The sequence below is a fragment of the Desulfobacter sp. genome (assembly GCF_050177295.1).
Genome location: NZ_JBFXHE010000443.1, coordinates 1 through 3,591 on the forward strand (window position 1 = coordinate 1; position 3,591 = coordinate 3,591).

At 47.5% G+C, this 3,591-nt stretch carries 4 protein-coding genes; all 4 read right to left on the bottom strand.

Features of this window, described 5'->3' with window-relative positions; all coding sequences use genetic code 11:
* Positions 1-458, bottom strand: a 458-nt coding sequence (locus AB7U36_RS20705; RefSeq protein ID WP_428161521.1) for a hypothetical protein, incomplete at its 3' end; no start/stop codon positions are given.
* A gap of 343 nt (positions 459-801) precedes the next feature.
* Positions 802-1,242 carry a tyrosine-type recombinase/integrase gene (locus AB7U36_RS20710; protein ID WP_428161522.1) on the bottom strand — a complete coding sequence of 147 codons (441 nt, stop codon included), beginning with the start codon at positions 1,240-1,242 and terminating at the stop codon, positions 802-804.
* Between the two features lie 73 nt (positions 1,243-1,315).
* Complete coding sequence (locus AB7U36_RS20715; RefSeq protein WP_428161523.1) at positions 1,316-3,322, bottom strand: FAD-dependent oxidoreductase; 2,007 nt, start codon at positions 3,320-3,322, stop codon at positions 1,316-1,318.
* Between the two features lie 144 nt (positions 3,323-3,466).
* Positions 3,467-3,591: helix-turn-helix domain-containing protein (locus AB7U36_RS20720; protein WP_428161524.1), on the bottom strand; the 125-nt coding region annotated here is incomplete at its 5' end.

The following is a 3,591-nucleotide window of genomic DNA, read 5'->3' on the forward strand; positions in this document are numbered from 1 at the left end:
CCGGCTTGAATGAAATTCCTTATCTTAGTGATCTCATCATCAACAAAGCTCTCAATTTGTCTGTTTAACTGCAATTGAATTTGGCTGACCTTTGTCTTTTTACCCGGACTTATTGAGAAGTTACAAATATTGGAAATAACTTCAGACAACTCTTCATTTATTTTTTTTTGGTTTTCAGGAATCTTTAGAACTGTATTATCCTTGTCCGTGTGGCAGTCATTTTCATTAAATTCAAATTTTAAGATGTCCATTTTTTTTAAGTCATCAGCCATTCTATCCTGGTTTATTGTTGCCCCTAATGTGCATGCCAATACTCCTGGAAAAGTTAACAACAAAGAGATATTTTTTTTTGTAAGCCCTTCAGCATTAAATTGTTTTAGTCCGTTGCCGGAATCTGATAAAGGAAAAATTTCATCGTAAACATTTTTGAACCTATTGAATATTTTAGGGCCGATCATGGGTCATTGCCTCCTTGGCTATATTGATGGTTTGAATAGTTAACGAACGAATTTGATATCTACTCAATATATCATCGTTTAATCAGCCTATTCAACACTCAAAAAGCAAAAGAAGGTGGCATGGAATTATGGTTAAAATGAGTTCTTGCAATAGGTGGCAACGGGTTGCATTTGGGTTGCAATGAGAGGTTGTTTCAACGCAACTCCAGCAAGGCCGGTTGTAATAATTTCAAATAGTTATAAATCTACGACCAACTCTCACGCCGGAAACCCGGGTTCGATTCCCGGTGGGATCACCACTGATATCAATGGGTTAGAGTGCTTCTCTAACCCTTTTTTATTTTCAGGGAGTACATAAGCAGTAGACACCATCCTCAAGCAGATTCAAAGCAACTATATTCCGAATCCCCAAGAAACTGCTAAGCGTACCCATGGCCAACTCTCCCATTTCATTGTCAATGTGGCTGTACCGAAGAAACATAGCATTGGTCTTATGTCCTGTCAGCTTCATGGTAATCGTCTTATCCACACCAGCTTTTAACATATTCGTGTTAAACGTGTGCCTGAGGTCATGAAGTCGATATGGCCCAACACCCGCCTTAGCACAAGCTTGCTTAAATACGCGTTGAATATAATACTTCGGGACAGGGTTTCCATCTTCTTTTGTAAAAACAAGATCCTGTGTCAATGGCCAAAATAAATGACCCGGTAGCGGCCAGCAAAATTGACCCAGTGAGCACAAAAAAATATCAGGAATTGAGCGTTTTTTTGACCTCATGTTCATGATATTCAAAACCGGCGTTAATGAGTATTTACTCTAAAACATACCCGACTTCTCCCTTTTTTTATTTTGTCAATTATCCACTGATAGAGACAGCAGCCTCATAGCCCCCATGCACCGCATCAAAAGCCGTCCCCACCTTTAAGGCATCTCCGGCCATACGGTAGTCAATGGCAAGTTTTTGGGCAATCTGAGCCAATGGGTTGTAAGACACAGCGCCCGCAGCCACCACAACAGTGTCAAAGTCCAGGGCACTGATTTTGCCGACCTTTTCAATTTCCAGGCCTGTTTCGGTAATCCGCACCACTTTTGCGCCGGTTACGGTTTCCACATTAAAACGCTCAAGATCCTGCATCTTCCCCCACCGGGTTGATTTACCGATCTCCTTTCCAATGCGATTCGTCATTTCGATGAGACACACCTTTTTGCTGCCTGTGGTGGCCATTTCAAAAAGAGCTTCCGGAGTTTCGGCCTTGTTGATCAGCAGAAATTTGATGGTTTCCGCCGACATGGTGCCTTTTTCCGCAAGGAACAATGCGGTTTCAACCCCAACAGCCCCGCCGCCGATGACGGCCACATGTTTGCCGGTTCCCACCTTGTCTTCAAGAACATCCCAGGCTCCTGTCACATGGGGCAGGTCTATCCCGGGGATGGCCGGTTCAAGGGGACGCGCACCTGTGGCAAGGAGCAGGGCATCGGGTTTTTCCTTTGAAATAAGGGCTTGGTCCACCCTGCAGTTCAACACCACGGGGATTTTTTCCACAGCGAGCTGATGTTCAAGGTCATCTGAAAACCGGGCAAATTCTTTCCTGCCCGGAGGCGCTGCAGCCAGGTGGACCTGACCGCCCAAACGCCTGGAGCTCTCATACAGGACCACATCATGGCCGCGCCGGGCGCAGGTAAGTGCCGCGGTCATACCGGCAACTCCGCCGCCAACCACCATCACTTTTTTTACTGCGTCAACTTTCCCGGCGTTGTTCCCGAACTCATGGCCGGCCAAAGGATTGCAGAGGCATTCCACATGCTTGAGTTTGAACAAGTTGTCCAAACAGCCCTGGGCACAGGCAATACAATGGACAATCTCCTTTTCTCTGCCTTCACGGGCTTTTTTGGGCAGATCCGGATCTGCGATCAGACTGCGTCCCATGGCAACCATGTCGCAAAAACCGTGATTGATCATCTCCCTTGCGGTTTCAGGGTCATTGATCCTGTGGCTTGCGATTACAGGGACTTCTACAGCGGTCCGGATATCCCGGGCAAGATAGCCAAATGCCCCCCTGGGCACCTGGGCCACAATTTGGGGCACCCGGGCTTCATGCCAGCCCACATTGATACACAGGGCATCCACAGGTCCCTGGGAGAGTTGTTTTGCATATTCGATGAGATCGGATCGTTGATTGCCGCCCGGCATAAAATCATTGCCGTTCATTCTCACGATCAAGGGGTAGGCCGGCCCCACGGCATCTCGAACCGCCTGGGCCACTTCCAAACCAAACCGCATGCGATGATTAAGGTGTCCGCCGTATTCATCGGTGCGCTGATTGGTAAGCGGAGACAAGAATTCGGAGATCAGATAACCCGTTCCCGACAGAATCTCCACAGCATCAAACCCCGCCTTTTTAACCCGGGATGCGGCATTTGCAAAGGATTCGATGGTCTGCCGTATTTCGCTGATTTCAAGGGCCTTGGGTGTCTCCTTTGTCATCCTGGAGGCAATGGCAGACGGTGCCACGGGCTGTTTGCCATTGAGCAGAAATGAAAAATTATACCGGCCGGCATGGTTGATCTGTACGGCACAAAGGCTTCCATTTTTCCGGATGGCATCTGCCAGCCGGGTCAGTCCCGGAATAAATTTATCATCATGGGCACCAATGTTCCGGGTGTTGCCGGACAGTTCGTCCACCGTGGCATATCCGACGCAGATCATACCCGGTCCGCCTTTGGCCCGTCTTGCGTAAAATTCAACGAGTTGATCCGTTACTTCAAATGCCTGTGCCATGCCCAAGTGCATGGGCGGCATGTAGATTCTGTTGGGAATGCTCAATTGATTGATTTTAATGGGGGCAAACAGGGGGTCTGTCATTGTGGCTCCTTACATGAAACTATAAACAAGATAGTAGAAACAAGAGCGCGAAGCGCCTGCGGCGCACAGCTTCAACCTGCATTATTGGTGACTTTAGTTTCCTTTTTGTTTTGGGCTTGCGCCCCATGTGTGTAATATTGGGAGTTAACCTTTTTGAAGGGGAATATCCCATTTTTTCATGTACTTCCATACAAGGGTCCGACTTTTTCCAAGCTGTCTTGCCACTTCAGCCTTATTCCAGTTGCAGGCATCCAGAAGCAACAATAGAC

Bases quoted from the DNA above. Each gene is read 5' to 3' on its own strand.
- AB7U36_RS20710 (WP_428161522.1), bottom strand. From the start codon at position 1,242: ATGAACATGAGGTCAAAAAAACGCTCAATTCCTGATATTTTTTTGTGC.
- AB7U36_RS20715 (WP_428161523.1), bottom strand. From the start codon at position 3,322: ATGACAGACCCCCTGTTTGCCCCCATTAAAATCAATCAATTGAGCATT.